Source organism: Flavobacterium sp. DSP2-3-1, assembly GCF_049896865.1.
Taxonomy (GTDB): Bacteria; Bacteroidota; Bacteroidia; order Flavobacteriales; family Flavobacteriaceae; genus Flavobacterium.
Genome location: NZ_JAFCVD010000008.1, coordinates 144749 through 170683 on the forward strand (window position 1 = coordinate 144749; position 25935 = coordinate 170683).

Annotated in this window: 26 protein-coding genes; 9 read left to right on the forward strand and 17 right to left on the reverse strand. The window is 34.7% G+C overall.

The annotated features are described in order from the left end of the window. The first annotated feature begins 83 nt into the window (after positions 1 to 83). From ACP7AT_RS10850 to ACP7AT_RS10865, 4 genes are all read left to right on the forward strand, one after another. The gene (locus ACP7AT_RS10850; RefSeq protein WP_426064337.1) at positions 84 to 566 is read left to right on the forward strand and encodes a Fur family transcriptional regulator; all 483 of its coding nucleotides are present in this window, start codon (positions 84 to 86) and stop codon (positions 564 to 566) included. Between the two features lie 31 nt (positions 567 to 597). Further along, entirely contained in the window at positions 598 to 1869 is a 1272-nt protein-coding gene (locus ACP7AT_RS10855; RefSeq protein WP_426064338.1) for an adenylosuccinate synthase, read from the forward strand. Between the two features lie 64 nt (positions 1870 to 1933). Further along, positions 1934 to 2515: a GDP-mannose pyrophosphatase NudK gene (gene nudK, locus ACP7AT_RS10860; RefSeq protein WP_426064339.1), complete on the forward strand. Its 582-nt coding sequence runs from the start codon at positions 1934 to 1936 to the stop codon at positions 2513 to 2515. Continuing rightward, entirely contained in the window at positions 2515 to 3396 is an 882-nt protein-coding gene (locus ACP7AT_RS10865; RefSeq protein ID WP_426064340.1) for a DMT family transporter, read from the forward strand. Before nudK ends, ACP7AT_RS10865 begins: the two co-directional genes overlap by 1 nt. A 303-nt stretch (positions 3397 to 3699) precedes the next feature. Here ACP7AT_RS10865 and ACP7AT_RS10870 read toward each other — a convergent pair whose 3' ends face one another. The 3 genes from ACP7AT_RS10870 to ACP7AT_RS10880 all read right to left on the reverse strand — a co-directional run bounded on the left by ACP7AT_RS10870 (position 3700) and on the right by ACP7AT_RS10880 (position 6750). Beyond that, positions 3700 to 4338, reverse strand: a complete 639-nt coding sequence (locus ACP7AT_RS10870) for a peroxiredoxin (RefSeq protein ID WP_426064341.1) — start codon at positions 4336 to 4338, stop codon at positions 3700 to 3702. 236 nt (positions 4339 to 4574) lie between these two features. After that, positions 4575 to 5786 (reverse strand): MFS transporter, encoded by a 1212-nt coding sequence (locus tag ACP7AT_RS10875; RefSeq protein ID WP_426064342.1) that lies wholly within the window; start codon positions 5784 to 5786, stop codon positions 4575 to 4577. A gap of 52 nt (positions 5787 to 5838) precedes the next feature. Further along, positions 5839 to 6750: an AEC family transporter gene (locus ACP7AT_RS10880; protein ID WP_426064343.1), complete on the reverse strand. Its 912-nt coding sequence runs from the start codon at positions 6748 to 6750 to the stop codon at positions 5839 to 5841. A gap of 166 nt (positions 6751 to 6916) precedes the next feature. Between ACP7AT_RS10880 and meaB the strand changes: the two genes are divergently transcribed. After that, a complete protein-coding gene (gene meaB / locus ACP7AT_RS10885; RefSeq protein WP_426064344.1) occupies positions 6917 to 8008 on the forward strand; it encodes a methylmalonyl Co-A mutase-associated GTPase MeaB in 1092 nt (363 codons plus the stop codon). 85 nt (positions 8009 to 8093) lie between these two features. Here the strand turns inward: meaB and ACP7AT_RS10890 are convergent, their stop codons facing one another. The 3 genes from ACP7AT_RS10890 to ACP7AT_RS10900 all read right to left on the reverse strand — a co-directional run bounded on the left by ACP7AT_RS10890 (position 8094) and on the right by ACP7AT_RS10900 (position 10737). Beyond that, entirely contained in the window at positions 8094 to 8321 is a 228-nt protein-coding gene (locus ACP7AT_RS10890; RefSeq protein WP_426064345.1) for a hypothetical protein, read from the reverse strand. A 53-nt stretch (positions 8322 to 8374) separates the two neighbouring features. Continuing rightward, positions 8375 to 9283: a prohibitin family protein gene (locus tag ACP7AT_RS10895; protein WP_426064346.1), complete on the reverse strand. Its 909-nt coding sequence runs from the start codon at positions 9281 to 9283 to the stop codon at positions 8375 to 8377. 71 nt (positions 9284 to 9354) lie between these two features. Beyond that, on the reverse strand, positions 9355 to 10737 hold the full coding sequence (locus ACP7AT_RS10900) for an MATE family efflux transporter (protein WP_426064347.1): 1383 nt from the start codon (positions 10735 to 10737) through the stop codon (positions 9355 to 9357). A 224-nt stretch (positions 10738 to 10961) separates the two neighbouring features. On the opposite strand from ACP7AT_RS10900, the gene ACP7AT_RS10905 reads away from it, so the two are divergent. Beyond that, positions 10962 to 11543, forward strand: a complete 582-nt coding sequence (locus tag ACP7AT_RS10905) for a hypothetical protein (RefSeq protein ID WP_426064348.1) — start codon at positions 10962 to 10964, stop codon at positions 11541 to 11543. A 55-nt stretch (positions 11544 to 11598) separates the two neighbouring features. Here the strand turns inward: ACP7AT_RS10905 and ACP7AT_RS10910 are convergent, their stop codons facing one another. After that, complete coding sequence (locus ACP7AT_RS10910; RefSeq protein ID WP_426064349.1) at positions 11599 to 12477, reverse strand: PPK2 family polyphosphate kinase; 879 nt, start codon at positions 12475 to 12477, stop codon at positions 11599 to 11601. Positions 12478 to 12673: 196 nt separating this feature from the next. Here ACP7AT_RS10910 and ACP7AT_RS10915 point away from each other — a divergent pair, with 196 nt between their 5' ends. After that, positions 12674 to 13510, forward strand: coding sequence for a DUF6929 family protein (locus ACP7AT_RS10915; protein WP_426064350.1), 837 nt, complete (start codon positions 12674 to 12676; stop codon positions 13508 to 13510). A gap of 129 nt (positions 13511 to 13639) precedes the next feature. Further along, a complete protein-coding gene (locus ACP7AT_RS10920; RefSeq protein WP_426064351.1) occupies positions 13640 to 14356 on the forward strand; it encodes a 3-ketoacyl-ACP reductase in 717 nt (238 codons plus the stop codon). Between the two features lie 266 nt (positions 14357 to 14622). Here ACP7AT_RS10920 and mtaB read toward each other — a convergent pair whose 3' ends face one another. Then, a complete protein-coding gene (mtaB, locus tag ACP7AT_RS10925; protein ID WP_426064352.1) occupies positions 14623 to 15951 on the reverse strand; it encodes a tRNA (N(6)-L-threonylcarbamoyladenosine(37)-C(2))-methylthiotransferase MtaB in 1329 nt (442 codons plus the stop codon). 129 nt (positions 15952 to 16080) lie between these two features. On the opposite strand from mtaB, the gene ACP7AT_RS10930 reads away from it, so the two are divergent. After that, positions 16081 to 16662 (forward strand): hypothetical protein, encoded by a 582-nt coding sequence (locus ACP7AT_RS10930; protein WP_426064353.1) that lies wholly within the window; start codon positions 16081 to 16083, stop codon positions 16660 to 16662. Here ACP7AT_RS10930 and ACP7AT_RS10935 read toward each other — a convergent pair. The 9 genes from ACP7AT_RS10935 to hisS all read right to left on the reverse strand — a co-directional run bounded on the left by ACP7AT_RS10935 (position 16659) and on the right by hisS (position 25884). Next, a complete protein-coding gene (locus ACP7AT_RS10935) occupies positions 16659 to 17456 on the reverse strand; it encodes a Cof-type HAD-IIB family hydrolase (protein WP_426064354.1) in 798 nt (265 codons plus the stop codon). The genes ACP7AT_RS10930 and ACP7AT_RS10935 overlap by 4 nt on opposite strands. Positions 17457 to 17478: 22 nt before the next feature. Continuing rightward, on the reverse strand, positions 17479 to 17697 hold the full coding sequence (locus tag ACP7AT_RS10940) for a DUF2007 domain-containing protein (RefSeq protein ID WP_426064355.1): 219 nt from the start codon (positions 17695 to 17697) through the stop codon (positions 17479 to 17481). A gap of 15 nt (positions 17698 to 17712) precedes the next feature. Further along, on the reverse strand, positions 17713 to 18405 hold the full coding sequence (locus ACP7AT_RS10945) for a DEAD/DEAH box helicase (RefSeq protein ID WP_426064356.1): 693 nt from the start codon (positions 18403 to 18405) through the stop codon (positions 17713 to 17715). Between the two features lie 95 nt (positions 18406 to 18500). Continuing rightward, positions 18501 to 19664: a sigma-54-dependent transcriptional regulator gene (locus ACP7AT_RS10950; protein WP_426064357.1), complete on the reverse strand. Its 1164-nt coding sequence runs from the start codon at positions 19662 to 19664 to the stop codon at positions 18501 to 18503. Positions 19665 to 19863: 199 nt separating this feature from the next. Further along, the gene (locus ACP7AT_RS10955) at positions 19864 to 21180 is read right to left on the reverse strand and encodes an ABC transporter permease (RefSeq protein WP_426064358.1); all 1317 of its coding nucleotides are present in this window, start codon (positions 21178 to 21180) and stop codon (positions 19864 to 19866) included. 97 nt (positions 21181 to 21277) lie between these two features. Then, a complete protein-coding gene (locus tag ACP7AT_RS10960; protein WP_426064359.1) occupies positions 21278 to 22198 on the reverse strand; it encodes an ABC transporter ATP-binding protein in 921 nt (306 codons plus the stop codon). A 234-nt stretch (positions 22199 to 22432) separates the two neighbouring features. Further along, a complete protein-coding gene (dnaJ, locus tag ACP7AT_RS10965) occupies positions 22433 to 23548 on the reverse strand; it encodes a molecular chaperone DnaJ (RefSeq protein ID WP_426064360.1) in 1116 nt (371 codons plus the stop codon). A 78-nt stretch (positions 23549 to 23626) separates the two neighbouring features. Then, positions 23627 to 24205, reverse strand: coding sequence for a nucleotide exchange factor GrpE (locus ACP7AT_RS10970; protein WP_426064361.1), 579 nt, complete (start codon positions 24203 to 24205; stop codon positions 23627 to 23629). 308 nt (positions 24206 to 24513) lie between these two features. Continuing rightward, the gene (gene hisS, locus ACP7AT_RS10975; RefSeq protein ID WP_426064362.1) at positions 24514 to 25884 is read right to left on the reverse strand and encodes a histidine--tRNA ligase; all 1371 of its coding nucleotides are present in this window, start codon (positions 25882 to 25884) and stop codon (positions 24514 to 24516) included. Between the last annotated feature and the right edge of the window lie 51 nt (positions 25885 to 25935).

Genomic DNA, 25935 nt, shown 5'->3' on the forward strand with positions numbered 1-25935 from the left:
CTCCAACTTGAATCCGAATAAACTTGAAACTAAACAAACCGGAAACTTTAAACTTTAAACTAAAAAATTTATCTTTGCCAGATATGACACTCATTTCCACCGATAACACCAAAAACCAAGAAATTGTAAAAAATGTTTTTACAATGTATCTTGAAAAAAAAGGACATAGAAAGACTCCTGAACGCTATGCTATCCTTCAGGAAATTTACGACAGCGAAGAACATTTTGATGTAGAGAATCTTTATATTAAAATGAAAAACAAAAACTATCGTGTGAGTAGAGCAACTCTTTACAATACTATTGAATTATTATTGGACTGTGCTTTGGTGCGCAAACACCAATTTGGACAAAATCAGGCTCATTACGAAAAATCATATTTTGACAAGCAGCACGATCATATAATAATGACTGATACTGGTGAAGTAATTGAGTTTTGTGATCCTAGAATTCAAAGTATCAAAAAAACAATCGAAGAAATATTCGATATAGAAATCACCAACCACTCGTTGTATCTCTATGGAATCAAAAAACAAAAAAACAACTTGGACGAAAAAGATCGTCTGTAAACATAAAAACTAACTACAAATAACATTCAGAATGACGGTAGATTTATTACTAGGATTACAATGGGGAGATGAAGGAAAAGGAAAAATTGTTGATGTTCTAACTTCAAATTATGATATTATTGCTCGTTTTCAAGGAGGTCCAAACGCAGGACATACTTTAGAATTTGATGGAATAAAACATGTTCTTAGAACTATTCCTTCCGGTATTTTTCATAAAACTGCTATAAACATCATTGGAAACGGAGTTGTAATTGATCCTGTAGTTTTTCAAAAAGAAATCGAAGGTCTTGAGAAATTTAATTTAGACATCAAGAACAAATTAATCATTTCCAGAAAAGCGCATTTAATTTTACCAACACATCGTTTATTAGATGCCGCTTCTGAGGCTTCAAAAGGGAAAGCAAAAATTGGTTCTACTTTAAAAGGAATTGGTCCAACATACATGGACAAAACCGGAAGAAACGGAATTCGTGTGGGTGATATTGAATTAGAAGATTTTGCAGATCGTTACAGAGCTTTGGCTGATAAACATGAAGCAATGATCAAATTTTACGATGTTGCTATCCAATATAATTTGGAGGAATTAGAAAAAGAATTTTTTGAAGCTATCGAAGAACTAAAAAAATTAGATTTTATCGACAGCGAAGAATATTTACACCAAGCTCAAAAAGCTGGTAAATCAATATTATGTGAAGGCGCTCAAGGTTCATTATTGGACGTTGATTTTGGAACTTATCCATTTGTAACATCCTCTAACACCACTGCTGCTGGTGCTTGTACCGGTTTAGGAATTGCTCCAAATAAAATCAAGGAAGTATACGGAATTTTTAAAGCATATGTAACACGAGTAGGAAGTGGCCCGTTCCCAACAGAACTTTTTGACGAAGATGGCGCTACAATGGCAAGTGTAGGAAACGAATTTGGATCAGTAACCGGAAGACAAAGACGTTGTGGTTGGTTAGACTTAGTAGCGCTTAAATATGCTGTTCAAGTCAATGGTGTAACGCAATTAATGATGATGAAAGGCGATGTTCTTTCTGGATTTGAAACGTTGAAAGTATGCACCGAATATAATTACAAAGGGGAGAATATTTCTCATTTTCCTTACAACATCGAGCCAGAAAATGTAACTCCAGTTTATCAGGATTTCAAAGGATGGAAACAAGATTTGACAGGCATGACAACTTATGATGAATTGCCTATAGAGTTGAAAGATTATATTGCATTTATTGAAAAAGAAGTGGAAGTTCCAATCAAAATAGTTTCTGTAGGTCCAGACAGAAAGCAAACTATTCTTAAATAAGATTACGACGAAACGCTCTGAAAATTCAGAGCGTTTTTTTTAGTTTAAAACCCAATTCTAGCGAATGAAAAATCCAGCTATCAAAATACAAAAAACCGAATTGCTCTCCGACAATTGGTACATCTTAAACAAAGTTACTTTTGATTATCAAAAAAAAGATGACTCTTGGATTACACAAAAAAGAGAAGTCTATGACAGAGGAAATGGCGCTGCTATTTTGCTTTATAACACAAAACAAAAGACAGTTATTCTAACGAGACAGTTTCGCTTACCAACGTACCTTAACGGAAACGACACCGGAATGATGATTGAGGTTTGTGCCGGACTTCTGGACCAGGACAATCCCGAGCAATGCATCATTCGGGAAACAGAAGAAGAAACAGGATACCGCATTTCTAAAGTCAAAAAAGTAATGGAAACTTACATGTCTCCCGGTGCCGTTACTGAAATCTTGTATTTATTTGTGGGCGAATACGACGAATCCATGAAAGTGAGTGACGGTGGTGGAGTAGCACATGAAGAAGAAAATATAGATGTGATGGAAATGGCATTTTACAAAGCCTATTCTATGATTGAATCTGGTCAAATGCAGGATGCAAAGACGATTATGTTATTACAATATGCAAAAATTCATAATTTGGTTTAATGAACAATACAACGAAAGGAGTTTTATTTGCCTTATTCGCGACCATGCTTTGGTCAGTAAATATGGTAATTGCCAGTGGCTTAAAAGGTCATATTCCTCCTGTTGGATTGGCTTTTTGGAGATGGACACTTGCTTATATTGTTTTAGCTCCATTTGCCATAAAAAGTACTATTAAAAGTTTCAAAATTGTAAAAAAACATATTCGGTATCTTTGTATTACCGCTGTTTTAGGCATTACAATTTTCAATACGCTAATTTACTTTGCAGGAAAAACAACAAGCGCAGTCAATTTATCATTAATCGCAATTTCAATTCCGTTATTTATTGTGGTACTCTCCAGAATTATTTTTAAAGAGAAAGTGTCCAATATAAAAATAGTGGGAATTGCAACCATAATCACTGGGGTTCTAGTACTGATTTCCAAAGGTTCGTTGCAAGCAATACTCCACATCAACTTCACCATTGGGGATTTATTGATGCTTGTGGCTTGCTTTTTTTTTGCCTACTACACGATATTAGTCCGACAAAAACCAGAGGAATTAACGACTAAAGTATTTTTGTTTAGTGTATTTTTTATTGGTACGATTGTACTGCTCCCTTTTTATATGTATGAACACATCTATTATCAAAAAGTAATTTTTGACACTAAAACTGTATTGGTAACTGCTTATGTAGGTATCTGCGCTTCACTAATTTCTTACTATTTATGGAACGAAGCCATTCGATTAATTGGAACATCAAAAACAGCTTTAATTTACTATTTGATTCCGGTATTTAGCGGGATCTTGGCATATTTTTTTTTAAATCAAGCGATTTTACCGACGCAAATTATCAGCATGGCAATCATTATTTCAGGGTTATTTATTTCCAATAAGAACTAACAATTCAGTCTATTTTATTACTGAACTAATTTCTGATTTCAACAATGTCATTTGCACTTTAAGAATATTACAAAATTGAAAATTTAATTTTTTAAAATTATTAGTCATTACTTATTTAGCAAATCAAAAGTAATTCCAACAGTGAGATTAATTTCTGAAAAGAATTGTAGAAGAAGTTATTGATTCCATTAAAAAACTGCACTGTTTTACTTTAGTTGCTACTTGTTCCTAAATGCATAAAAAAAGCAGAATGAAAAATAAATTCATTCTGCTTTTCTATTCATAAAGTGTTCTAAGAATTTACTATTTATTAGGTTGTGGTGTCATTCTTAAATAAGGTTTTATCCTCTCGTAGCCTTTTGGAAATTTAGCGGCAATATCTTCATCTTTTACCGAGGTCGAGATCACTACCGCATCTCCATCTTTCCAGTTCGCGGGTGTGGCTACGCTGTATTTAGCTGTCAATTGCAAACTGTCAATTACACGCAATAGTTCGTCAAAATTTCTACCGGTTGATGCAGGATACGTCAATGTTAATTTTATTTTTTTATCTGGTGCAACAATAAAAACAGAACGAACGGTGAGACTCTCATTTGCATTAGGATGAATCATATCATACAATTCAGCGATATGCTTGTCTTCATCAGCAATTATCGGGAAATTTACAGTTGTATTTTGAGTTTCATTGATGTCTTTTATCCACTCCATGTGGGAAGCTACACCATCAACGCTCAAAGCGATTACTTTTACATTTCTTTTTTCAAATTCAGGATAATAATTCGCAACAGTTCCTAACTCAGTAGTACAAACTGGTGTAAAATCAGCCGGATGGGAGAATAGAATTCCCCAAGAATCTCCTAACCATTCATGAAAATTTATTTTTCCTTGTGACGTTTCTGCTTCAAAATCAGGAGCAATATCGCCTAATCGTAATGTTGCCATAGTAATTTATTTTATTAATTAGTAACACCGTAAGTTATTGAAATTAAAGCAATAAAGGAGAAAAATAATCTTAAAATTGTATTAATTTTTTTTGAAAACCAGAAAGTGATACTTCCAAAATAATACTATTAGCAGACCAAACGCCATAGCCCTGATCGCAGCGGCATCCTTTTGTTTTTTTCTTTAAAAAACAAAAGATACAGTGCAGAGCAGGAGAAAGCTCCTGAAAAGAAGTCTTATTTTTTCTTTAAATTAGGTAGAAAGAGCGCTATAATCCCTATCAAAGGCAGATAGGCGCAAAGATAATACACGTAAGTTATGCTGGTATGATCCGCAAGATTTCCCAATAAAGCGGAACCCAAACCGCCCATTCCAAAAGCAAAACCATAGAAAAGACCAGAAACCATTCCGAGTTTTTTAGGCAATAATTCTTGTGCATAAACCAAGATTGCCGGAAAAGCAGAGGAGATTATGATTCCAATTAAGATCGATAAAACGCCTGTCCAAAACAGATCAACATAGGGCAACAATAAAGTAAAAGGTGCGGCTCCCAAAACCGAAAACCAAATCACATATTTCCTTCCGAATTTATCGCCTATTGGCCCTCCGATCAAAGTTCCAATGGCACAAGACGCCAAGAATAAAACCAAATGAAATTGCGCTTCCTGTACCGATAATCCAAATTTTTCAATTAAGTAAAACGTAAAATAACTGGACATACTTGCCATGTAAAAGAATTTTGAAAATATCAAAACCAACAAAATTGTTACTGAAATAATAATGGTTTTTTGGGACAAATTAGGCAGATCGATTACGGCTTTTTTTGCACTTCTTAAACTCAAATGATTTTGATACCAGAGTGCAATTCTACTCAAAACAATCAATCCAATAATGGCTACCACCACAAACCAAATGATATAATATTGTGAATTTGGTACAACAATCAAGGCTACTAACAAAGGTCCGATTGCAGTTCCGGCATTCCCTCCCAGCTGGAAAATGGATTGTGCCAAACCACGCTTTCCACCAGATGCCAAAAAGGAGATTCGGGACGCTTCAGGATGAAAAATGGAAGAACCTATCCCAACTAAAATAACCGAAACTATGATCATTGAAAAACTGGAAGCATACGATAAACATACGATTCCGGATAAAGTAAAGAGCATTCCGAAAATTTGAGAAAAAGGCTTTGGTCTTTTATCTGTATACAAACCTACTAAAGGCTGCAATATAGAAGCTGCTAACTGATACGCCAGGGTAATTAATCCGATTTGTGTAAAAGTTAAATTGAAATTTTCTTTTAAAATAGGATACGCAGCCGGTATAACCGACTGTAATAAATCATTTAATAAATGGGCGAATGCAATGGAAAATAATATAGAGTAAACAGTTTGCTGAGCAATCGGACTTGTATCATTTTTTGATACAGTATTAAGAGATGAATTCATATTTCTAAAAAACTATATTACTAATTATTGGTTCAAATTGTTTCTAAACAGTTTAAATATGTTGAACAACAAAATACCAAAATAATAAGGTGATAAACGATAATGGGATTCCAAAACCAATCATCATACTGCATAAACGGGGCTTTAAACCGTGAGTAGAAGCTAAAATACAAGCAGTAATCATGGGTGCCATCGCTGACTCCAATATGGCAACTTGAATGATTTTAGAATGTTGTTGCAAAATTACGACATACAACACGTAAATGAGAGCTGGAGTCAATATTAATTTATACAAAAGTCCCAATCCTAAAAACTTCCAATGCTGACTTTTCCGGTCAAAACGCAGTTGCAAACCAACAGATAGCAATGCCAAAGGTGTCACGCCACTTCCCAGTTTTTGCAATAAAAGCTGAACATATTCATGGAAATCGAAATTGAAAACATTCATCAAACAGGCAATCAAAAAAGTTATAAATGGAGGGAATAACAGAATCTTCTTGGCAATCTGAAAACCATTTGGATTGCCACTGGAATATAAAGTTGCTACTAGTATTCCTAATGTGGAAAGTACCACAAAAGAACCCGGTTGATCGACTAAAATAGCCGTTTTCAAACCTTCTTCTCCGTACAATGCTTCAATTATTGGAAAACCTAAAAAGGAAGTATTACCCAAACCTGCTGTTAAAATTAAACAACCAATAAGTTTTTTAGACCATCCAAATTTGCTGCCTAAGAAACTAAAAAATATATAGGATACTGCAAATCCAATCCAAGCAACTCCAATTGGATATAACAATTCAGTAGTCCATTTTATTTTTGGAATATAATACAGGGCGAGAGCAGGAAGACAGATGTAAATAACAATCTTGTTTAACAACTTATAAATACTTACAGGAAACCCTTTTATATTTTGGAATACAATTCCAAGGAATAGGAAAACAAAGATTAAGATGAAGTTGGTCATAATACAACAAAGATATTGACTAATAAGAAATAAAATGAATTCAAAAAAATAAAATTTGTGATATATCCTCCGCAAAAGAGGAGCCATCAAAATGAAGTGACATTTTAAGAGAATGACCGTCTATTCAAGATAGTTTTTATTATTTTTACTATTCTAAAAAATTATTTTGCCAAATAAAAAACAAAATCCAAGCGCCTTAAACGAAAAACCCGGAATTTCTGCTCCAGAAATTATCAGCGCTGTTGCTGTTGGGCATATTCAGCAATTTAGAAAAATACAACCTTCGGCAAAAGAACTTTTTAAAGGAATTTTAGCCGAAAATATTACTGCGCTTAGCCGTGCGATTACTTTAGTTGAAAGTACAAATGTCAATCATTTGGCTAAAGCCAATGAAGTAATAAATGCCTGTTTGCCTTATGCTAAAAAATCTGTCAGGATAGGAATTACAGGTGTCCCAGGCGTTGGAAAAAGTACCTTTATAGAAGCTTTTGGAAAATACTTGACTAGTTTAGGAAAAAAAGTAGCCGTACTTGCCGTTGATCCTAGCAGCACGATTTCACATGGAAGTATTTTGGGTGACAAAACCCGAATGGAAGAATTGGTTAAAGACAAGAATGCTTTTATACGACCATCTGCTTCGGGGGAAACATTAGGTGGTGTTGCTCGAAAAACCCGTGAAACCATTACGCTTTGTGAGGCCGCCGGTTTTGACACCATCATCATAGAAACCGTTGGTGTGGGCCAAAGTGAAACCGCAGTTCACAGCATGGTTGATTTTTTTCTTTTATTAAAAATTTCTGGTGCAGGCGATGAATTGCAAGGCATTAAACGCGGCATTATGGAAATGGCTGATGCTATTGTCATCAACAAAGCGGATGGTGACAATATCAAAAGAGCGCATCTTGCCAAACTGGAATTTAATAGAGCTCTGCATCTTTTTCCTGCTAAAAAATCAGGTTGGACTCCTACAACTGCTGCCTGTAGCGCCATAACTCATGAAGGAATACCTGAAGTTTGGGAAACCATTCAAAAATTTCTGGAACTGACAAAAGGCAATAATTATTTCTTTGAAAAGCGAAAAGAACAAAATCAATATTGGATGTTGGAGACCATTAACGAGCAATTGAAAACCAATTTTTACAATAACCCGGAAATTCAAAAATCATTGGATTCAACTAAAAAAGCGGTACAAAATGATGAAATTTCACCCTTTGTAGCCGCTCAAAAATTATTAGAAAAGTATTTTAAAAAAGACTAATATATTATTTTACGATCTTCCTTTTTAAATAGGTTTTGTAATTATATTTTATCATCCCATTAAAAAGGGCAATACAAGAAATCAACTATTCTTCGTAAAGTTTGATTTCTCGGTCATAAAACTTATTGGCAAGAACGATTAATCCTTCCATTTCTGCATTTAATTCTGCTTCGTCAAGATCCTCAGCTTCTTCCATAAACTCTACCTCATCATCCTTGAGATTAATTATAAATCTAGGGTAATCAAGGTGTATGATGAAAATATCTTCGGGAAAATCAGTGTTATCGCCCAGTAAAAATTTTGGTAATTCCATTTTAGTATTGTTTTATTGATTTGATATTGAGTTATTTTAATATTGAAAAAAAACTATTTGTCCGAAAGAATTATGGGTGTGTTTCGGCTGCCATTCATAAAAATAATCTTGGTATTAGTTGACGCTGCAAGTTCTTTCTGCGCTTTTATTTGCTCATACTGTAATTGCTTATCTGTTAATCCTGTTGAAATGATACGTTGATAATCAGCAATACCTTGCGCTTCTACTCGCTTACGCTCTGCTTCTTGTTTTTCTTTTTGAAGCACAAATGTCATTTTTTGGGCATCTTGCTCGGCATTAATTTTACTTTCGATAGAAGCTTTTACCGATGCTGGAAGGTTTATATTGCGTATCAATAATTGCTCTAAAATCAAACCTCTTGATTTAAAATCGGCTTCAATTGTTTTAAATATACGCTGCTGAAATTCATTCCTTTTGGTAGAATATAAAGCTACGGCATCATAATAAACAGCATTGTCACGAATACGAGTTCGGGTAACAGGACGAACAATTTTATCACTGTAGTTCACGCCAATTTCTTTTAGAATTTTTGGAGTAGCTTCTGGCGATACTCTAAACAAAACGGTCAGATCGATAACGACTTCAAGTCCATCATTTGACAACACACGAATGGCATCATCACCAGATTGAGCGCCTTCGTTATGAACCGCAGACATGGTGTAATTTTGGGTTTGAATATCAAATTCTGTCACATCCATAAGCGGATTTATCAAACTCAATCCACTTTGTAAAATGTCGGTTTGAACGCTACCATAAAGGGACTTTACTCCTACTTTTCCAGCGTCAATTTGTTTGAACATAGATGAGAAAATTCCTAAAACAACCACAAGTACTCCAATGATTTTAAGACTGCCTGAGAACTTAGAGAAAGAATTTAGATTGCTTTTTAAGATGAAACTTAAAATTAAAAATAGTATTCCTAGAATAATTAATAGTAACATTTTTTTATTGGTTTGGTTAATATTCTTGTTATACGAAAATTCGAATGAGAAGTTACAGCGTACGAAAAATTTTATGCTTTATGATTTTGTATAACTAACTTTTTAGTAAGTCTCGCAAAGCGAATATACAAAAATAAAGCGGCGGCGGTTAGCCCTGCCAGAAGGCCTATCCAGATTCCAACGGCTTTGAGTTCCGTATATTTTCCTAAATAATAGGAAATAGGAAAACCTATTACCCAATACGCAACGAAGGTTATGTACATGGGAATTTTTACGTCTTGTAAACCCCGTAACGCTCCCAAAACTACGACTTGAATTCCATCCGATATTTGGAAGATAGCCGCAATCAATAGCAATTTTGACGTGATTATGATGATTTCTTCATTATCCAGCATTTGAGCTGAATCATTCATATTTAAGAATAAATGCGGTAAAAAATTATGAAACACCACAAATATTATCGCAAAGAAAGTTTCAAGTATAATCGCCAATAGAAAAATAGATCTTGCCACAACAATCAAATTTTTATAATCGTTCATTCCTTTGGTATGACTCACTCGGATCATTGCAGTAACACTTAATCCCATAGCTACCATAAAGGTGGAGGAAGCTAAAATAAGTGCAATCTGATTGGCAGCCTGGCTATTTTTACCCAAAGAACCGGAAAGCCAAATCGCAGCGGTAAATAACGTTACTTCAAATAACATTTGCATTGCTGACGGCAAACCAAGATTAATGATTTTTTTCAAAATTGATTTTCGGATTTCTTTGAAGCTAAAGTTTTTAAAATATTTTTTCAAAGCTGAGTTTCGTTTCATCAGGTAATGCATAAAAACTACCATCATTATTCTGGACAAAACAGTTCCTAATGCTGCCCCCAGAATTCCTAATTTTGGAAAAATCCAAATCCCATAAATCAGTACGTAATTAAAGAAGATATGTACCACGTTTGCCATCAAAATAGCATACATCGAATATTTTGTTTTGGTTAAACCATCTGCAAATTGTTTATATCCCTGATAGATAATCACCGGAATCAAAGAAAACGCAACCCAATCAATATATGGAGCGGCCATTTCAGCGACTTCTTTGGGTTGGTGCATCAAATACATAATCTGTTTTGAAAGCACCGTCAAAATAAACAATGCCACGCCTAAAACCGTACATAAAAGCAGTCCGTGATGAAAAGTGGTACGGATTTTTTGATCGTTTTTTTCAGCATCAGCCTCAGCAACTAACGGAGTAATTGCGGTAGAAAACCCTATCCCTAAGGACAAAGCAATAAAAATGAAGCTATTACCAAGTGAAACGGCCGCCAACTCCGTAGACCCCAATTTTCCTACCATGAAATTATCAACAATACCTATTAACGTATGCCCTAACATTCCCAAAATTACAGGATAAGCCAATGTTATATTATAAGAAAACTCTTTGAAGTATTTAGATAAATTCACTTTTTGTCTTTTTTTGGACAAAGATAATTAGAAGCTTTGAATTGTGTTGATACAATTGCATTTTAAACAGCTGTTTTTTTAATTTTCAGTCAATATAACAAGGAATTCTATAACAAATCGACATAATTATATAACTTTTTAAAAACTACTAAACTTATTTTTGCACTGTTGTTTTACGCCAAACAAAACCCATTAAAACAACTAAAATATTAAAAAATACAATTATGAAAATCGCAGGAAAAATTAAATTCGCATTAGCACTTACTATCTCAATAATGTTTGCTAACAATGTGGAAGCTCAGGAAACAAACAAAGCAACAAATTACGATCAAGGATTCCGTTTAGGATTTGGTGCAAATGCAGGATATTCAGTTAATGATCCTTACAAATTGGCACTAGGAGCTGATGTTAGAGGTCAATATGATTTATCAGAAAGATACTCTTTAACGTTGACTACAGGTTACACTAATTTATTTGTAAGCAAAGCTGATGGGTTTCCTGGCCAAACAGAAGGAAAAGATTTAGGTATCATCCCAGCCAAAGCGGGTTTTAAAGCTTTTATTTGGGAAGACCAATTTTACGTTATGGGAGAAGCTGGTGCAGCATTTGCAGCAAGTAATGTAGACAATACCAGAGACAAAACTTCTTTATTATTATCTCCAAGTATAGGTTATGCTTCTAAATACATAGATATTTCTTTGAACTATACACATTATAATCATTTTGATCGTTTAAACAGTAACGGTTCTCTTGGTAGAGGAGTTGGACAAGTAGGTGTTCGTTTAGCTTATGGTTTCAAACTATAAACGCACAAATAATGTTGTAAAAAAATGCGCTGAAATTCAGCGCATTTTTTTTGGTCTATTCTTTTTTCAACAGGTCTTTATACATTTCAAAATTAGCTTTTACCTTTTCGTCTAATTTCGGTTCTTTGATGTCAGTATATTTTTGCATTTCTTCCCAGATAATTTTGGCCACAACATAACGCGCCATTTCCTTATCGTCTGCAGGAATAATATACCATGGCGCATTTTCGGTAGCCGTTTTATTAATCGTTTCCTCATAATACTGCATGTATTCATCCCAATGTTCGCGTTCTTTCAAATCTCCGGGTGAAAATTTCCAATGGTGCTCCACTTCTTCCAATCTTCGCAGCAAGCGTTTGCGTTGCTCTTCTTTACTCAAATGAAAATAAAATTTCAAAACAATAGTTCCGTTTTGCGTGATGTGCTTTTCAAAATTATTGATCTGCTCTAAACGGTTTTGCCAAAACTGTGGCGTAATGTCTTGTACCTTTTCAATTCCTGGCAAATTTTCATTCAAAATATATTCCGGATGCACACGGGTGTACAAAACATTCTCATAATGCGTTCTGTTAAATACTGCAAATTTTCCTTTTTCTGGCAAAGCCAAATAATGTCGCCACAAATAATCGTGTTCCAATTCCGTTGAATTGGGAGTTTTAAAACTGTGCACCTCTACACCGCGCGGATTAAATTCCTTAAAAACTTCCCGAATCAGACTATCCTTACCCGAGGTATCCATCCCTTGCAAACAAATTAAAACGCCGTATCGATTGTGCGCGTACATCACATCCTGCAACTCGCTTAATTTCGCCTGAACTTTATCCAGTTTTTCCTCTTTCGCATCATCACTGGCTCCATTGAACAAATTAGTAGGGATTTTGGCTAATTCAATTTTGCCAATTACTTTAAAATCATTGGGATTTATAGACTTCATAACAAATAATTTATCTTTGTAAACTCAAATATAACAAATTATAAAGATTAATCCTGATGAATTTCAGGAGCATTTTCCAGCTATTCGTTGCAATCTTTCTAGTCCTGAACTTGTTTCAGGATCCTGAAACAAGTTCAGGACTAGAAAGGATTTCCACTATTATCTGGGCTAGGCAATGCTTTTCAAAACACATATTATGGAAAAATTCACACTCGAATTACTGTTTCAAATCATCGGCATTGGTTCCGCATCCGGACTAATTTACAAAAACAATTCGCTACTAATTATAGGTGACAACAGCGGTTTTCTTTACGAATACCAAATGGATTCCCATGATTTAAAACGCCATCCGTTACTTAAAAATCCCATTGAAAACACCCCAAAAAAAGACAAAGCTGATTTTGAAGCCCTAACCGATTTTGGAGATAGTCTTTATGTTTTTGGTTCTGGTTCTACCCAAAAAAGAAACAAAATGATACAAGTCAACTCCAGCACTAAAAAGGTGATTGCCACAAATGACATCGCCGATTTGTATGCCGTAATGCAAAATTTTGGAGAAATTAAACCTGAAGATTTCAACATCGAAGGCGCCATCTACAATGGCGAAAGGTGGTTTTTATTGAATCGCGGCAACGGCACTTCCAATAAAAATGTCCTTTTCACCATCAGAGGAAAAAACCTCGCCAACGATTTCACTATTATTTCGAACACCTATATACTTCCTAAAATAAAAGGAGTACGCAGTAGTTTTACCGACGGAATTTTAGTCGATGACAGTATTTATTTTTTGGCGACAGCCGAAGATACCGAATCTACGTATGATGATGGCGAAGTTCTAGGAAGTCTGATTGGGAGCATTAACCTGAAAACCATGAAAATCGATTTCACTAAAAAAATTAGCAGCACCCATAAATTCGAAGGATTGACTTTGTACGCCAATTCAAAAGAGAAAATCGAGTTCTTGCTTTGTGAAGACAAAGATTCCGAGGTTTTAGAAACGGATATTTACAAACTGACTTTGGACAAAAAATGATGTTTCTTTCGACCTAAATAACATAACGTTAAATTTAGATTAAATAGAAAACCAAAATAGATTTAAAATGTAAAACGTATTACTTTTACAGTAAACTCAGCCTTGTAAAGGCATTAAATAATTAAAAAAATGACAGACTTAAAAAATAAAAATGCCCTAATTACCGGCGCTGGAAAAGGAATTGGAAAAGCGATTGCTTTGGCATTAGCCAAAGAAGGCGTAAATGTAATTTTGATTGCCAGAACACAGGAAGAAATAGACAGTGTTGCGGCAAAAGCACGTTCGTTGAGAGTAAAAGCACTGGCACTAACCGCTGATGTTGCTGATATCATCTCGGTTAATACCGCCGTTGAAAAAGCATTGGCTGAATTTGGAACCATTGATATTTTAATCAACAACGCTGGAATAGCTGCTTTTGGAAAATTCCTAGAATTAGAACCCACAGATTGGGAACGTATTATACAGGTAAACTTAATGGGAACTTATTATGTGACTCGCGCTGTTTTGCCCAATATGATTGAAAGACAAACTGGTGACATCATCAATATTTCTTCAACATCAGGATTAAGCGGAAATGCATTAACGAGCGCTTACAGTGCTTCTAAATTTGCAGTTTTAGGATTAACCGATTCTTTGATGCAGGAAGTGCGTAAGCATAATATTCGGGTAACGGCATTAACGCCAAGCACGGTTGCCACTGATATGGCCAAAGAATTAAAATTGACTGATGGAAATCCTGATACAGTTATGCAAGCTGAAGATATGGCCGAATTAATCATCGCGCAACTCAAATTAAACCGACGCGTATTTGTCAAAAATAGCAGTATTTGGTCTACGAATCCATAATGCCATTTAAATAAAGAAAATGACAAAACAAATTGTCTAAAAAAAATCTGCAAAAATCTACAAAATCTGCGTGCTGAAAATTTTTCACGCAGATTTTGCACATTCAGCAGATTTTATACCTCATAATGCCTATTTCGAATTCTTTGAGCAAGCATTTGAAAAGAGTTAAATACAGTTTGTATTAATTCCTTTTAATTAAAAAAGAAAAAATTATTGACTAAATTCGTATTAAAACCCATTCTTTGTGGTGAAAAAAAATAACCTTTTTAAACCCCAATATTCACGAACTCCATTCGTACGCTTCCGTCTTCATCAATTTTTGTTAATTTAATGTCGTGCAACGTATTGACTAATTCTGGATTCCAAGGCGTTTTTACTTTGACATAGTTTTCGGTAAACCCGTGAATGTAGCCTTCTTTATTTTCACTTTCGAATAAAACAGTTCTATTACTACCCAATTGGCTTTCGTAAAAAGCGCGACGTTTTTTTACTGATAGTCCGCGTAACATCTTGCTGCGTTTAGCGCGAACATTTCCTGAAACAACACCTTCCATAGTGGCAGCTTCCGTATTATCACGTTCGGAATACGTGAATACGTGTAAATACGAAATATTCATGTCATTCAAGAAATGGTAGGTTTCCAGGAAATGTTCATCTGTTTCGCCAGGAAAACCAACAATTACATCCACACCAATACAAGCGTGTGGCATTACTTCCCGAATCTTATTTACTCTTTCAGTATATATTTCGCGTTGGTAACGGCGTTTCATTAATTTCAAAATATCATTGCTTCCAGATTGCAACGGAATATGAAAATGCGGTACAAAAGTCCTGCTTTTCGATACAAATTCTATCGTTTCATTTTTCAATAAATTTGGTTCAATAGATGAAATTCGCAATCTTTCAATACCTTCTATTTTGTCTAATTCCTGAACTAATTCCAGAAAAGTATGTTCGTGTTTTTTATTTCCGAATTCCCCTTTTCCGTAATCGCCTATATTTACTCCGGTAAGCACAATTTCCTTGATATTTTGTTTCGAAATTTCTGAGGCGTTTTTCAATACATTTTCCAGTTCATCACTTCTAGAAATCCCTCTTGCTAAAGGAATTGTACAATAGGTGCATTTGTAATCACAACCATCCTGAACTTTCAAAAAAGCGCGGGTTCTGTCCCCTATCGAATAACTTCCAACGTAAAAATCCGCTTCAGCAATTTCGCAGGAATGTACTTCACCAAAATCATTTTTAGACAAATCATTGATATAATCTGCCAATTTAAATTTTTCAGTTGCACCAAGAACTAAATCTACTCCATCTACACTCGCTAATTCCTCTGGCTTCAATTGCGCATAACAACCAACTGCCGCAACAAATGCTTTGTCATTCAATTTCATTGCTTTTCGCACCACTTGCTTGAACTGCTTGTCTGCATTTTCAGTAACGGAACACGTATTAATCACATACATATCAGCTACTTCCTCAAAATCTACTCGATCAAAACCCTCTTCTTGAAGATTGCGCGCAATGGTAGAGGTTTCCGAAAAATTCAGTTTACAACCCAGCGTATAAAAAGCAACTTTTTTTCTATTTTCCATAAAATAACTCAATTAATGAAATCGTTGTCAAAAAACTGAGAACGCAAATTTACGTACAATATTCTGGAAAATGAAATCAATAATTTCTATATCTTAGCATCTTCTAGACCAATAATTTATACTGTCAAAATGAAAAAAACAATTTCAATTATATTCCTTTTTATTGCGGTTCAAATAAATGCTCAGAACAACATTGAATGGGATGGAAAATATCAAATCCAACTTTCCGATTTTAAATCAAAAGCAACTCAAATTGGCAATGTGAGTAGTAATAGCATACAAACTGCTTCTGGACTAAATTTTAGCATACAAATGAGTAACGTTGAATTCGTGTTTACAAAAAACTTCAATTCCAAAGTAAGTTCTACATTCAAACAAGAATCGGCTTCCATAATAGCAACTGATACTATTACTGCTGAACGTATGGTGAAATTTGCTCAATATGAATTTGATTTATCAGAACTTTATGCTCGAAAACTTAGAAAAGACTTATACGTTAACAAAGGCACTTTTTCAGATATTAGTTTTCTTCAACCGCTTTATGATGCTATCCAAAAAGAATATGTAGAAGAACACGGAGAAGCCTCTAAAAAAACTAATCTGGGACAAAAAAAGGATATATTAATAAAACTTAACGATGATGTTTTAATAAGAATTCAAGAACTTTCTGATTTCTGTAAAACTTGTAAATCACCTAAGAAGAAATCTTAATTCAAAATAAATCGTCTCACAACCTCGGCCACACCATGATCATTATTTGATGCAACAACAACATCGCCTTTATCTCTCAATTCAGGATCAACATTGTCTACCCAAACGCCCAATCCGGCATATTCAATCATGGTTAAATCATTTCCTGCGTTTCCAACGGCGATAATTTCACATTGAAGGATATTTAGTTTTTCCGCCAAAAATTTAATACTAGCTCCTTTATCAATTCCGTTTTGTGCTACTTCAAGAAAAAAAGGCTTTGACATGCTAACACTAAGATGTGGCATCGTCGCTTTCAAATCTTTTTCTACTTCTTTTAAATAACTTGGCTCTTCTAATAAGATACATTTTACAGCTGAAGATTGAACCTCCTCTTTAAAACTTACCACTTTATTATGCGCTAAACCGGTGATGTTTTTTTCGATTTCGATATATTCAGAATCTGTTTCACTTACAATTTTACCATCAACATAAGTAATAATGTGGGTATTACTTTTTAAACTGTAATCGTACAATGCATGGATTTGCTCTTGGGATAATGTTTGTTCAAAAATAACTTTATCTTCCTTCAAATCTGTAATCACAGCACCATTGTACGATATCATGAACGAATTATCCAATTGCAGTTCTTTGGCATATGCTGTCATCGCTGGGGTTGGTCTACCAGATGCCAGAACAATATGAACACCTAATTCTTTTGCCTTAAACAACATTTCTTTATTCTCGTTTGAAATGGTATGGTCATCAGTCAACAAAGTGTCGTCCATGTCCAAAACCAACATTTTATATTTCATTTTAATTTTTGTTGCGAATGTTTTAAATACTCATTCTAAATTCTTCGATAACTGGATTTACTTTTGAAAACTCAGTTTCCTGAACGAACAATTCAACCGCTAAATCCGAATTCCCAAAACCTCCCAATCGAGCTGATTGTATATTGTTTTTCACAACAACATTTACACCAATCGCTTCGATTTTTTCCTGTAAAGCCATTGCTAAAATTTCACTTCCCGAAAACACTTTCATTAATCCCATCTTTTCCTTATTTAATTATTTTTTACTGTTTTCTTCATCAGCTTCTTCTTCCTCAAAATCATCGCCTGCTTCCTCGTCTTCATCTTCGTCTTCATCTCCATCAAAATCGAATTCAAAAGGTTCCTCTAACATTTTTTCTGCAAGGACTTCTATTCGTTCCGTAAATTGTTCAGAGAAAATTATACGTTGGGTTCTGACAATACTATTCGAAATACGCATAATTTTTGTTTCATGACGCAATTTTAAAATTGGGTCTGCATCATCCAAAATAAACATTTTCAATCGGTTTACATTAAATCCAGCTGTGGTAAACATTTCACTCAACTTATTTGGAGTTCCAATCAATACGTCAATTCCGCTGGAAATATAATTTTTATCATATTCCGTATCTCCTTTATCATGAACACCATAGACTTCTAAATTAGAATTCTTTCCGTATTTTTCAAAAAGTGACTCCATTTCCAACACTTTGATTTTGTCTTCAACAATAATTAAAGCCCTAGGTGACTCTTCGGTTGCGCCTGCCAACCTCTGAATTACATTCATAACAATGGTTGTTGATTTCCCGCTTCCTTTTGGTGCAATAATAATACAGTCCGAACCACTTTTCAGTGTCGAAAATGTTTCTTTTTGCATCGCATTAGCCTCGGTCAAACCGTTTTCAATCAGGGCTTGCTGTAAATCTTCGTTTATTTTTTTTAGTTTCATTTCTTATGATTGAAAGATTAAAAATTGAAAAATAAAAAGATTAAAACTAATGCCAAATCTTTAAATCATTAAATTTTCAAATCATTAAATTAATTTTATTTTGATGCAAAGAGCTTCACATCATTCTCGGAAATTTCGCTTCCACCAAGGATAATCAGTCGCTCCACTACATTTCGTAGTTCACGGATGTTTCCTGTCCAATCATATTCCTTCAATAAATTAATCGCTGCTGTGGAGAATTTTTTCACTGCGTTCCCTTGCTCTGAGGCAATTTTATCAGAAAAATGCGAAATCAGCATCGGAATATCATCGCGTCTTTCATTCAAAGCAGGAACTTTTATTAAAATAACGGCCAAACGATGGTATAAATCCTCACGGAAACGACCTTCGGCAATTTCTACCTTCAGATCTTTATTCGTTGCCGCTACGACACGAACATCTACTTTAATATCCTTATCCGCTCCCACTCTGGTAATCATACTTTCTTGTAAAGCGCGCAATACTTTGGCTTGCGCCGAAAGACTCATATCGCCAATTTCATCCAAGAAAATAGTTCCTTTATCAGCGGCTTCAAATTTTCCTGCGCGGTCTCTCACTGCCGATGTAAACGCTCCTTTTACGTGACCGAATAATTCGCTTTCTATTAATTCTGATGGAATAGCAGCGCAATTCACTTCGATTAAAGGAAAATTAGCTCGTTCACTTTTTTCGTGTAATTGATGCGCTACGAGCTCTTTTCCAGTTCCGTTTGGTCCCGTAATTAAAACTCTGGCTTCGGTTTGTGCTACTTTTTCTATCATTACTTTGATATGATTAATAGCTTCGCTTTCGCCAATCATTTCGTAGTTCTTGCTGACTTTTTTCTTTAAAATTTTATTCTCCACTACGAGCTGTTTTTTATCCAAAGCGTTGCGAACCGTATTCAACAATCGGTTTAAATCAGGTGGTTTCGAGATGTAATCAAATGCACCCAACCGCATTGTATTGATGGCTGTTTCCATATCGCCATGACCGGAAATCATCACCATAGGAATTTCAGGTTTGATTTTTTTGACCGCTTCCAAAACTTCAACACCATCCATTTTAGGCATTTTGATATCACACAAAACGAGATCGTAGTCGTTATTTTTTATTTTTTCATAACCTATCGCACCATCTTCGGCTTCTTCAACTTGATAAGTATCGTTCTCTTCAGAAAGTATTTTTGTGAGTACTCTTCGAATTGCAGCTTCGTCTTCTATGATTAGTATTTTTGACATATTTGTATTTTTGTTTTGCCACGAAGGCACAAAATTTCATTTCTAATTAACAGACAACGTTTTTGAAAACTGATGCCCTAGCCCCGATTGAAGTGGAAATCCTTTTTATTTTTTCTTTAAAAATAAAAAGATTACAACGTAAAGCGGGAAATAGCTCCATAAATTAATTAAGTTTTAACAAAGCTGAATTAACCTTTTTTTAGTATTTCAACCAGCGGTACATTTCACTCCAAGTTGGTTTTTTGCCATACATCAGTATTCCGATTCGGTATATTTTTGCGGCAAACCAAACTACAAAAAAGAAGCTTCCGAATAATAACGTTACTGATATTATGATTTGCCACAAAGGTACGCCAAACGGAATTCGCATCAGCATAACGATTGGCGAGGTGAGCGGAATCATTGAAAAAACAACTGCAATTGTCCCGTGCGGATCATTTATTACGGTAAAAAATCCGACATAAACGCTTAACATTAACGGCATGATGATAGGTAGCAAAAATTGCTGTGAATCCGTTTGATTATCAACTGCAGCGCCAATTGCCGCATAAAATGAGCTGTACAGAAAATAACCGCCAATGAAATAAACCACAAAGCCACCTAAAATACTTGCAATGGGTAAATTCCATAATTCTTTAATATACATTTGGGCAGTTCCAGTCATTTCCTGCTGCGCGGTTTGCATCATTTCCGGAGAAATTCTGGATGTTGGTCCAACATTTACTCCAAAAAAAACAGAAGCCGCAAACAGTAATGACATTCCGATTATTGCCCAAATAAAGAATTGCAGCAATCCTGCTAATGAAGTTCCTATTATTTTTCCCATCATCAATTGAAATGGTTTAACCGATGAGATTATAATTTCTACTATTCGGCTGGTTTTTTCCTCGATGACGCTCCTCATCACCATGTTTCCGTAGATGATTATGAACATCATAATAAGATATCCAAATGCGCCGCCAATCCCGATTTTGATTTCATTAAGTCCTTTGACGCTTTCTTCACCAGATGCTTTTGTCAAGCTGATATTCACTTTAGATTGCGCATTTTTAATGGCCAGTGTATCTAAATGCGCTTTTTCTAAATTGTTTTTGGTCAGCTTATTTGCAATTACATCCTGAACATTTTCAATGAATGAAATACTAGGACTGCTGTTTGAAATAAACTGGATTTTACTTTCGAAATCCTTGGCATTACTCGTTTTTGGGATATATAACAATCCTTCATAGCTTTCATTAGTAATACTGTCTTTAAGAAATTTTAAATCTATTACAGTCAGATCAAGGTATTTGTACGCTTTGTTTTTATTGTTTTGCGAAGTAAATTCCTTTACAAACATACCCGATTCATCATGAATAGCGATTCGTTTGGTATCGGCTTTCATGGAACTTAAATAGGCCACAAAAACGGCTATTCCCACAAATAATAACGGACTTAAAAAAGTCATAACAATAAAAGATTTATTCCGCACTTTGGCAATAAACTCTCTTTTTATAATTAATGATATGATGCTCATTTTTTAGACTGCTTAAATTTTTCGATTAGTTAGATTTTTTTAGAACGATTAGATTAGAAGACTTTAAAAAGTCTTCTAATTAAAGAAGTCTAACCAGCTATTGTGTTACTGTTTGAATGAAAATATCATTGACACTTGGAATTTTTTCGACAAAATGCGTTACCTGACCGCGTTGTGTAAGAATATTTAATAATTCATTTGGCGTCGAATTTCCGAGTTGGATTTCCAGTTTTAATTCGTTGTTCAATGATTTAAAATTAGCTGGACCAACAGTGAATTTTTGTGTAATAGCGTACATCAAACCTTCTACATTCTCAGATAAAATACCAACTTCAAAACTATTAGTTTTAAATTGTCTTTTTACATCATCCAGTTTTCCTTCAATCAGTTTATTGGATTTGTGAATCAACGCAATATGATCACATAATTCTTCTACGCTTTCCATCCGGTGAGTCGAGAAAATTATGGTTGCTCCTTCTTCTCGCAACGCTAGAATTTCATCTTTAATAATATTAGCATTTACGGGATCAAAACCAGAAAAAGGTTCATCAAAAATCAACAGTTTTGGCTTGTGCAAAACGCAAACCACAAACTGAATTTTCTGCGCCATTCCTTTAGAAAGTTCTTGGATTTTCTTGTCCCACCAACCTTGAATTTCTAATCTTTCAAACCAATATTCCAATTGTTTTTTGGCTTCAGCCTTAGAAAGTCCTTTCATTTGAGCCAAATACAAGCATTGTTCTCCCACTTTCATAGTGTTGTACAATCCCCTTTCTTCCGGCAAATATCCTATATATTGAATGTGTTTGGGTTGCAGTTTTTCACCATCCAAAATAATTTCGCCACGATCCGGCAATGTAATTTGATTTATAATTCGGATAAGTGATGTTTTACCGGCCCCATTTGGACCTAAAAGTCCGTAGATACTCCCTTTTGGAACCGTTAATGAAACCTCGTTAAGCGCAACATAATCACCGTATTGCTTGACAACTTTATTCACTTCAAGAATGTTACTCATGCTAATTTTTTAATTGGTGTAAAAGTAAATAATTAGTACCGAAATACTTAGAATAGTTTCAGATATGTAGCATTTAATTTTTAGCGATCGCATATGATATTGCCTTATATTTATTGGTATTTGTTTGCAACTAACAAATTATTATTGGCGATTTCATAAAAAACCCATCCCTATTTTAACAAGGATGGGGTATATACTTTTAACAGCATCGATAAATTATATCGCTACTTTTTATTATGAAAACATATCTTTTACTTTCTCAAAAAATGATTTATCTGATTTTTCAGGATTTGGAATAAAATTTTCGTCGGTAAGATTTTTTTCGAAAAACTGTTTTTGATCTTTATTCAATGTTTTTGGAGTCCAAACATTTACATGCACCAATAAATCTCCGTTTCCGTAACCATTGATGCTCGGAATTCCTTTTCCTTTTAATCTTAAGATTTTACCAGATTGAATTCCTTCTTCCAGTTTGATTCTGACTTTTCCGTTTATAGCTTCAATATCTTTAGAAATTCCAAGAACAGCTTCAGCAAAACTGATGTATAAATCATAATGCAAATTCTCCCCTTCGCGTTTCAAGAACTCATGCTCCAATTCCTCAATAGCAACAATTAAATCTCCCGGAATACTATTTCCTGGAGCATCATTTCCTTTATTAGAAACTTTCAATTGCATTCCGTCCACCACTCCCGCGGGTATTTTTATTGAAACAGTTTCATCTTCAAGAATCATTCCTTGTGAATCTGCTTCTGTTGGTTTTTTATCTAAAATTTGACCCGAACCACTACATGTCGGACATGTTGAAGCCGATTGCATTCGACCCAAAATTGTATTCGTAACGCGCATCACTTGTCCCTGACCATTACATGTAGAACACGTTTTGTAACTAACGCCAGGAGCTTGAACTTTACGTTTAACTTTTACTTTTTTCTCTACACCATTGGCAATTTCTTCCAATGTTAATTTTACTTTGATACGTAGGTTACTCCCTTTAGCACGACGAACTCCGCCGCCTCCGCCTCCGCCGAAACCACCAAAACCGCCTCCGAAAATATCACCAAACTGGCTGAAAATGTCATCCATATTCATTCCACCTTGACCACCTCCGCCAAAACCTCCAGAACCGTCAAAAGCTTGATGACCGTATTGATCGTACTTTGATTTTTTCTGAGGATCGCTTAATACTTCGTAAGCTTCAGCAGCTAATTTAAACTTATCCTCTGCTGATTTATCTCCAGGATTTTTGTCAGGATGAAATTGTAGTGCGCTTTTTCGGTATGCTTTTTTAATTTCTGCAGCATCAGCATTTTTTGAAATGCCTAATATTTCGTAAAAATCTTTTTTCATTTTTATTTTTTCTTTTGTTGAGTCGCACTAATGTGCATAGCTGCGCATAATGTAAAGACTTGATAAATTTTGGCTCTACTACTGCCCTAATACAACTTTTGGAAAACGAATAATTTTGTCACCTAACTTGTATCCTTTTTCAAGAACGTCAACAATTTTACCTTTCATTTCGTCTGATGGTGCAGGTATTTGAGTAATTGCTTCAGCAAAATCAGCATCAAAAGCGTCTCCTGGGTTTACCTCAACTTGCTCTAATCCTTTAGCAACTAAAGTATTTTTTAATTTTTCATGAATAAGTTCCACTCCTTTTAAAAGCAATTCATCTTCTGATTTACTTATTTCAACAATGGCTCTGTCAAAATCATCCAATACTGGTAACATCGCTAATAAAACCTCTTGGTTAGCTGTTTTGAACAACTCAATACGCTCTTTTGTAGTTCTGCGTTTGTAATTTTCGAATTCAGCAAATAATCGTAAATATTTATCTTTCTCTTTGGCTAAGTCTTGCGTCAATTGCTCTTCTACACTTAATTCCTCAATAATCATTTGCTCCCCATTCGCATTATTTTCTAATGTCGTCTCATCTAATTCTTGATCGATTTCTGTATTTTCAGTAGTCATAGTACTAGTATTTTTAAAAATATTCTTAAACTTCATTTTATTCTTTTTTTTGGATTGCAAAAGTACTGCCAATTGTTTTAAAATGTCAAATTGTCATCTTTTTATTGAATTTATAAATCATATTCCATTCTACACTCTTTACAACAATTTTTACTCACTTGAAATTTTAATACAATTTTAAGACTATCTAGAAGTAGTTTACATAAATTTGCTTTAATAATTTACAGTTATTTTTCTGTAACGAAAAATTAGAGATTCCTTTAAAATTATTAATTCACCATTATTTTATATCAAGAAAAGCTTCGTTTAGTAGACGAAGCTTTTTTTATGCACGCAAAATAAAATTACAATAATGCGTTTTTCAAACCTTTAAAATCCACAGAAGACTGTTCGCCATTCGCTAAATTTTTAAGCAAAAAGGAATTAGAAGCCATTTCTTGTTCTCCCGCTGTTACGGCAAAAGGAATTCCTCTTTTATCTGCGTGCTGAAACTGCTTCGCTACTTTCGCATTATCCGGATACATTTCAACTTTTATGCCTGAATTTCTTAAGTCTTTAATCGCTTTCATCGCATAAAAAGCTTCACTTTCACCATAATTGATAAACAATGCTTTTGAAGTTTCCGCTACAGTTTCCGGAAATAAATTCAATTCTTCGACTACCAAATAAATTCGGTCTAATCCAAAAGAAATACCCACTCCGCTCATATTTTTCAATCCAAAAATTCCCGTCAAATCATCATATCTTCCACCACCACCGATGGAACCCATTGAAACAGATTTTGGCGGAGCCACTTCAAAAATAGCTCCTGTGTAATAATTCAACCCTCTTGCTAAGGTTACATCCAAGTCCAGAATTGCGGTTGACAAACCAAGTTGTGTTACATTATCACAAATAAAACGCAATTCCTCTACCCCTTTCATTCCTTCGTTAGACTCAGCGAGCAAAACCGAAAGTTGGTTTATTTTCTCCGAAATGGTTCCCGTGAAATGGAATAACGGTTGTACTTTCAGAATCGCTTCCTCCGAAATTCCTTTCTCCATCATTTCTTTCTTCACGCCGTCCTCGCCTATTTTGTCGAGTTTGTCCAACGCTACCGTGAAATCGATTAATTTATCCGATGCACCAATTACTTCAGCAATTCCGGATAATATTTTTCGGTTATTGATTTTGATAATTACTCCCTCCAAACCCAAAGCTGAAAAAACAGAATCATAAAGCTGTACTAATTCTACTTCTTGCCACAATGATTTAGAACCTACCACATCCGCGTCACATTGAAAAAATTCTCTGAAACGTCCTTTTTGCGGGCGATCAGCTCTCCAAACCGGTTGAATCTGGTATCTTTTGAACGGAAATTCAATATCGTTTTGGTGTTGTACCACATAACGGGCAAACGGAACGGTTAAGTCATATCGCAAGGCTTTTTCGGAAATACTTGACGTTAATTTAGTACTGTCTCTGTTTTCTAAATGAGTTTCGTTGGCTTTCGCCAAATAATCTCCAGAATTTAATATCTTAAAAATCAAACGATCGCCTTCTTCTCCGTACTTTCCCATTAGGGTTTCGGAGTTCTCGAATGAAGGTGTTTCTATGGGTTGAAATCCGAATTTCTCGAAGTTGCTTTTTATGATTTGGATGATATAGTGCCGTTTTGCCACCTCAGTTGGTGAAAAATCTCTGGTTCCTTTTGGGATGCTCGGTTTAGATGCCATGGTGTAAATATTGGATATTAAATTTAAGATTTCGGAAGTGTTGAAAAAATT